The organism is Moorena sp. SIO3H5, assembly GCF_010692395.1.
Classification (GTDB): Bacteria; Cyanobacteriota; Cyanobacteriia; order Cyanobacteriales; family Coleofasciculaceae; genus Moorena.
The window spans coordinates 1-7,451 of sequence record NZ_JAAHHS010000376.1 but is presented as its reverse complement, the minus strand read 5'-3'; the positions used below and the strand labels follow the sequence as shown (position 1 = coordinate 7,451).

The following is a 7,451-nucleotide window of genomic DNA, read 5'->3' as shown; positions in this document are numbered from 1 at the left end:
ACTTACTGAATAAATCACGCTACGCGAACAGCTATCAGCGGTCAGCGGTCAGCTACTCCCTACTCCCTACTCCCTACTCCCTACTCCCTGCTCCCTTTGCTATAGATAAATTATATAGTTATATAACTTAAAGACAGGATGAATAACCCTCAATCTAATATCTCTAAACCCTATGAACCAGAAGCCACTTCGTCAGAAGAAATGACCATGAATGAGCTAGTTACTTATGTGGCAGCCCCTGGAGCTGTTGGTGGCTTAACCAAGATTGTTTTAGAAGTAGTACAGCCACCCTCTAGTTCACCAGTTAATTCCCCAGCTTGTAGCTCTTTTTTGTGTTTGCTACCAGCCAACCTATTTCTAGGTATGATTAGTGCTGTGATTGGGACGTTTTTGTTGAGTGATGTTTTAGTATTTAGAAAATCTAAGTTCAAGGTAATTGGTTTAGCCTTAACCTTGGGGTTGTTTTTTCCTAGTGTATTTAGCACAGCATCAACCATTACTAATTTAAACCTAGAAGTTCAAGAAGCTACGCAGCAAAAAACTCAAGCCATACAAGCAACGATTGCAGCTAAGGAAGAATTGGGAATTGTCTCAGAAGATATCAAGGTTAAACAAGAGGTTATTCAAGATATAGAAGCAGTAGCGAAAGAGTCGAAAGACACTACTGTGCAGCAACAGGCGGTTAAATCCTTGGAAGACTTGGGAACTAATTCTAAAAACCAAAGTGTCAAAAAAAATGCTATTTCCGCTTTAGAAAGTCTCAAATTAGACGCTAGTCCGGCACTACAAAATCAAGTAAATCAATCGATAAATAATTTAAAAAAATAGTCAGCGGTCAGCAGTCAGCGGTCAGCGGTCAGCTTATTTTATTCAAAAGTATCCTATCGTGGCACAGGCTTCCAGCCTGTGAAGCATAAGGTGGCACAGGCTTCCAGCCTGTGAAGCATAAGCTGATAGCTTACGGTAAAATCTCTAATAAAAATTGCTATTAACCAGTTTCAACTAACTAAGATGCGCATCGCTCAACGAACTAGACCTAGACGACAATTAGATGTAATTATCAAAGGGTCATCCCATAACCATTGGCGTGACCCTTATCATATAATGTTGACCGTTAATTGGCCAATATTTTTCGGACTAATTGCGGTTTGTTATTTAACCATCAACATCGTCTTTGCCCTATTGTACCTAGCTGGAGGAAATTGTATTGAAAATGCCCGTCCAGGTGCTTTTTTAGATGTCTTTTTCTTTAGTGTTCAGACCATGGCATCCATTGGTTATGGTGCCATGTATCCCGTCACCTCTTATGCTAATATCATCGTTACCATAGAAGCTCTAGTGGGTTTGATGGCCCTAGCCATGGCAACGGGACTAATGTTTGCCCGCTTCTCTCGCCCTACTGCCAGAGTCATCTTCAGTCGTAGGGCAGTGATTGCGCCCCATAATGGTGTAACTACCCTCATGTTCCGCGCTGCCAATGAACGGGAGAATCGGATTCTCGAAGCTCAGCTCAGGGTAAGTTTGCTGCGCAATGAAGTAACTTTGGAAGGGGAATCCATGCGTCGATTCTACGACCTCAAACTGTTGCGTAGCCAAACCCCTAGCTTTGTTCTAACTTGGACAGTGATGCATCCAATTGATGAAAGTAGTCCTTTATATGGGGAAACACCAGAGTCTCTTGCTGACATGGAAGCCACACTTGTTATCACCTTAGTTGGTATTGATGAAACGGTTTCCCAGACTATTCATACTCGTCACTCTTACACTGCATCAGAAATTTTGTGGGATAGGCGTTTTGTAGATATGTTTGATAGGAAATCAGACGGCAGTAGAATTATTGATTATAGCCACTTTCATGATGTGAAGTAATAGCAATTTATAGGGTTTTTCATAGTTATAAGGTAAGCAGTCAGCAGTCAGCAGTCAGCAGTCAGCATACGCTACTTGAGCTGATAGCTGATAGCTGATAGCTGAACGCGCACGCGTGTGCGTAGCACATAAGCTGATAGCTGATAGCTGATAGCTGAACGCGCACGCGTGTGCGTAGCACATAAGCTGATAGCTTACCTTATTTTCTATTACCCAAGTGCTCTTACCGTACACAATAATAAGGATCAAACCAGGAAATAAACGGACTAGATTGAACTGAATCAGCCACTAACTCGACCACTCCGTCCTTATTAATAATCCATCGATTAGCTTCAACAATTCTAGACCGACGTGAGTTAGCTGGATTAGGCAATGAAGCATTATCAGGATTTTTCCTACGGCGAGCGGTGTGGCGAGGTAATGGCCGTAAATCCATCCACAGGGTTTGACCTACAAGAGGTTGAGTGGGGTCTGTGGGTAAGCCACCCCGCCCAATTTGGGTAAATTGATTGCCGAGATTGGTACCGCAACCAGTGGCAACTAGCAGTTTGGGATTAACAAAATTGTCTGGTAGCTCGAATAATCCCGCGCTAGGGTCGGAGGATCGTCCATTAATTTCCACAGTACCGCTAAAGGAAGCTCCCAGTTGGGAAGAAGCAGTAATATCACTTTCTGCAGTTTGTTGTTCCCGAAATTCAGTACCAAAAATGCCTAAAGCATTGATAATTACTCGTCCCCCAAAGCTATTTTCAGCATTGGCAGTGATATCGCTATCTTCTAGGGCAACTAGCAAGTCAGTATCGATAGTAATATTACCGCCAGTGGCATCACCTTCGGCATTAGTAGTGATTTTACTGCGATCGCGTATCAAGATCAGCTCAGAATCCAGGATAATATTGCCCTGATCTCCAGCACGGACTTCCGCGCTTAGGGTAGCGCTCTGGTCTAATAAAATCGAATCAGCAGTAATGTCAAGATTACCAGCCTTAGCATTATCCCCATTACCACGAGCACTGACCGAGATTTCCGCGCGATCGCGAACGGTCAAGTTATTGCTGGTAATGGTCACCGAACCCGCAGGAGAGTTACCCTCTGAGAAGGCAGCAATCTGACTAGAAAACCGACCTTCCTCTGAAATACCAGTGACCTCTATGTCATTAACATTGAGGATGATATCCCCAGCTGCACCATCCCCTAAGCTAGAAGCAATCAGCTGTCCACCATTGAAGATGTGCAACCGTTCAGCATCTATCTCTAATTTACCGCCATTGCCAGTGGCTCCTGGACGCACGGAAACGAACACACCACTGACCAGGTCAGTAAAACCTTCAAAAGCATCACTGATCTCCACCTCAGTGGCTCGAATGGTAATATTGCCAGCATCCCCAGCACCAACCGCAGAGGCAAAGAGACCTCCCCCTTCTGACACTCGCAAACGCCCAGTTTCAATCAGTATATCGCCCCCCTTCCCAGTAATTGGCGTATTAGTAGAAGGGTCTTGTCCACTGGTGGATAGGTTGCTAGGGATTAGACCTCTTGCATCAGTGCCAATCACATCTACGGACTCGGAGGCGTAGACTGTAATATTTCCGGCATCCGAATGTCCAGATGTAGCAGAAGTAAAGAATGCTCCATCACTAACAACCAAACGCTCGGTTTCAATGGTTATATGGCCGCCAGAGCCTTTGCCCACTGTCGCTGTGGCCAAAGCGCTGGGAAATCTACGATTAGGTGAGCTACCAATGGCTGAGACTTCCTTAGCTGTTACTGTTATACTGCCCCCATCCCCATCCCCCCGATTAATGGTGGTGATCTGAGCACCATTACGCAATTGCAAAACTGGAGTGTCAATAACCACCATCCCTGAATTCCCAGTTGCTCCAGGTCGGCTCTGGCTTCGGATTAACCCATTCGGTCCCAAAAGTGTTGTACCTCCGAGCATCACAGATTCTGTGGCGGTAATGGTAATCTCACCAGCATTACCTGAGCTGAAGGTGTTGCTTCTGAGAATACCCCCGTTCACCTGCAATTGTTTGGTATCAATCACGATTGTGCCCGCATTACCATTACCCTCGGCAATGCTTGAGATTAAGCTTAATGGATTGACTTCCAGCAATGAGCCGACATTGAAGGTAATATTGCCAGCAGCACCTGCATCAAAGCTATCGCTAGAAATTATGCCACCATTGTTAAGTATCAATTTTGGGGTATTGATTCTTAAGCTCCCACCATCCCCTGTACCTCTCGATTCAGAAAATAAGCCGCTTCTGGCTTCCACATTCGGATTAAAGTTAGCCGGATTTAAAGGATTTTCGGGTAAAGAGACTCCCTCAGTACCTTGGTTTTCTAAAGACACTTGCAGGGTGTAAGTGTCCCCCACTTTTGCTGTTGTGCCTTCGATCAATTGATTATTAGTAGCATCAGAGCCATAGGCAGCGACTCCGAGTAAGTAAACCCCTGGAGAGGTAATGGTGGTATCAATATAGGCGTCTGTGGTGAAATCGCCAAAGAATGGTAAACTGCCACCAGCACCATCAGTAACCAAAGAAAAATTATTGACCTCTAATAATTCTCCTGTACCTTGATTAAACAGGAAAATCTTGGTAACTAGGCTACCGTCTTCCTCTGTAAGGCCATTGTCGATGTCGAAAATAGCTCGACTGTTGCTAGTGGTGATACTGAAGGAAAAGTAATCGACTTGATTTTCGGCTGACCCCAATACCGTGGTGCCATTAATAATCTGTTCTGGAGTCCGTTCAATGGAAACATAGGGTATTCCCCCAGGTCCAGATTCCGCCACGTTGGGATTGGGTTGAGTAATAAACTCTAGAGCATTTAAGTCAAAGGTATCTAAGTCCAGGAAAGGATTAGGGATAAAATCCTGACTTTCTCCAGATATAGTCACACTTTCGGTAGCGTTAATAGTTATATCCCCAGCATTACCTAGGTTGGTGGTAGCAGTGACAATCTGTCCGCCAGTTTCCAGGACTAAGGTATTGAGATTGAATGCGATCGCACCGCCATTACTACTACTATTGGTAACTGTACCGATAAATCCCCGATTAGCTAGATTCAGTGACCCTTGGTCATTGTTAATGGTAATATTGCCACCCGGACCACTGGTGTCAACAGCGGAACGAGTCAGAATCCCACTAAATAACCCATCCTCAGTAAAACCGGAGATATTAATCTCACCATTAGCATTAATCTCAATATCTCCTGATGCGCCATTGCCATTGGTAACGGTTTGAATTCTTGACCCACCAGTGATGGTAAGGTCGCTAGTGGTTAGCTCAATCAAACCACCATTGCCTATCGCTCCTGTTAGTAAATCATTAGCAATCAAACTCCTGTCACTGAGATTGGTATTACCATTAGCATTAATACTGATATTGCCAGCTACAGCATCTGGTATCGATGTCGTCTGTGAAGTCAATCCAGCTTGTAACTCACTGGCTGACATGTCGAAGTTAGAACCATTGATGGCAATAGTTCCAGCATTGACTGAGGTGACATCTACCAAGCTACCGTTGGTTAAAGAAACATTAGCTCGTTGGACTCCATCGGGGAAACTAACGGATGTCGCACCATTGAGCGTAACGGTTCCTGGACTGGATAATCCTCCTAATTCCACCCGTCCCCCTGGCACTTGCAGGGTCGCACCGTTGAGATTCACCTCACCCCCAAGTAAGGCCATAGTTTGGCCTGTCTCGATCGCAAAGCGTGAGCGAAGCTCAATGCCTAAAGTAGCTCCAATAACGTTTACTGGGCCTGGATTGCTACCATATTGCAAACCCATGGGAATATTGATGGTTAACAGTGGTGGGGCATTTGGATCAGTAGCGCTAAAGTTGAAACCATTGTCAAATACTGCACTATCAGCAGTGCTAGCGAAAAAGGAGCCTGCCACATCTAAGCTCGCATTGCTTCCAAAGTTAATACCATTGGGATTAAGCAAGAATAAATTAGCGCTACCGTTTACTCCTAAGGTGCCGAGAATTTGAGAGAGGTTGTTGCCAGTGACACGAGTCAAAATATTAGTAATACCATCGGGATTAGCAAAATACACTCGTTGACCATTACCAACATTAAATTCCAGAAAACTGTGGAAGAGATTACTATCTCGTATTGCTCCCCCTTCGATTAAATCTGCTGCGGCATCACGGATAGTCTGATTGGGAGTCACTATTGAATTTTCATTCCCCAAGGTACTATCTGGGGTAATTTGGGCTAGGCTGGAATGCTGGATAAATAAACATAGACTTCCAAATTGGAGCAATCCCATTAAGCCCAATTGCATTAGTGAAATGGGTTCTCTGGGTTGGCTTTGTGTGAGGGAATTAGCTTTGTGGGTAAAGGGGATGCGATCGCTTTCCATGGAATTGTCTGGCCGATTACTCTCAGTCTTAGATTTCCCGGCATTGTTGGTCAGAGCAACACCTGTCTAGCACTGAGAGCTTGCAGCTTCAATTAAACCCTCGGGGTTGCTCAATTGAAGTATTAATGAGCGATCGTATGGATTTTGGAAAAGCCTCCGTTGCTTCAATGCTGTAAAAAAGCGTTGCATCCCCTAATTCCCAGTATTGTGGCAGGGCTGTTTCCTTGCCGCTTCCGTGTTCTATTAATACTACATTCTGAAGTGCGAGATGTTAGTTAAAAGATGATTTTAATGAAAATTTAATAAGATAATTGATAAAAATAGATTTGAATAGGAAAGGCACAGTATGTTGATAATATTCAAATATATTCGATGACACTTTCTTTGACAATTCGTCAAATTGGATCTGCCTGTAAAACGGCGGCACTGATTGGTATAATGGCGCTATCTGCAATCCCGGCTCGCGCTCATGAAACAAGAGTGGTGGGAGCATATAAAGTCACTGTTGGCTTTAGAAACGAACCAGCTTTTGAGGATGTGGTTAATGCGGTTGATGTTATTCTCCGCAATGCTGCTGATGACTCTCCTGTAGACACAGACAAGGAAGACAAAATAGATCTTGATGTCTATGTGCTGTATCTCAAAGAAGATAAGTTTGATGCTCAGGTGATTCGTAAAGCCAAACTCAAGGGTGAACTCCGAAAAGCCTTTGGTACTGACAACCGTTATAATATTTGGTTCAAACCTACCCATGACGGTGCTTACGGTTATCGGGTAAAAGGCACGATTAATGGTCAACAGATTAATGAAAAATTTGTCTGTGGTGGTGGGACAAAAGATTTTCGGGACGGAAGACCTCGCTCTTTCCGGTGCGTGGTTGACCCTCAGACATTCCCTGGAAATCGAAATAGTAACAATAACATAGACAATGCAGGATACAGAGATAATGATCGATTTAATCGCAATTATTGATATATTGGCGTTGCTGAATTAACGAATGAATAGGAGTTGGGTGGGCATCCTGCCTGCCCGAAAACTGTAACAGGCAAGATGCCTGTGTCTTGATGCAATAGCGAGTGGGGGAAACCACGGCAGTCGCTCATGGTTAGAAGTTACCGTAAGACAGTTGAGCCTTGTCTTGATGCAGTCGCTCATGGGGGAAACCCCCAAGACCGCGCAAATCACGCTAATCAATAAGTTTTAC

At 44.3% G+C, this 7,451-nt stretch carries 5 protein-coding genes; 4 read left to right on the top strand and 1 reads right to left on the bottom strand.

Annotated features, from left to right (window positions below; all coding sequences use genetic code 11):
• Positions 1 to 138: 138 nt before the first annotated feature.
• Together F6K52_RS28665 and F6K52_RS28660 are read left to right on the top strand one after the other, a co-directional pair.
• Positions 139 to 828, top strand: coding sequence for a hypothetical protein (locus F6K52_RS28665; protein ID WP_293086670.1), 690 nt, complete (start codon positions 139 to 141; stop codon positions 826 to 828).
• A gap of 183 nt (positions 829 to 1,011) precedes the next feature.
• Positions 1,012 to 1,869: an ion channel gene (locus F6K52_RS28660; protein WP_293086667.1), complete on the top strand. Its 858-nt coding sequence runs from the start codon at positions 1,012 to 1,014 to the stop codon at positions 1,867 to 1,869.
• A gap of 223 nt (positions 1,870 to 2,092) precedes the next feature.
• Here F6K52_RS28660 and F6K52_RS28655 read toward each other — a convergent pair whose 3' ends face one another.
• Entirely contained in the window at positions 2,093 to 6,154 is a 4,062-nt protein-coding gene (locus F6K52_RS28655; protein ID WP_293086664.1) for a filamentous hemagglutinin N-terminal domain-containing protein, read from the bottom strand.
• Positions 6,155 to 6,176: 22 nt separating this feature from the next.
• Here F6K52_RS28655 and F6K52_RS28650 point away from each other — a divergent pair, with 22 nt between their 5' ends.
• The gene (locus F6K52_RS28650; RefSeq protein WP_293086661.1) at positions 6,177 to 6,317 is read left to right on the top strand and encodes a hypothetical protein; all 141 of its coding nucleotides are present in this window, start codon (positions 6,177 to 6,179) and stop codon (positions 6,315 to 6,317) included.
• Positions 6,318 to 6,619: 302 nt separating this feature from the next.
• Positions 6,620 to 7,219 carry a hypothetical protein gene (locus F6K52_RS28645; protein WP_293086658.1) on the top strand — a complete coding sequence of 200 codons (600 nt, stop codon included), beginning with the start codon at positions 6,620 to 6,622 and terminating at the stop codon, positions 7,217 to 7,219.
• Positions 7,220 to 7,451 lie beyond the last annotated feature (232 nt).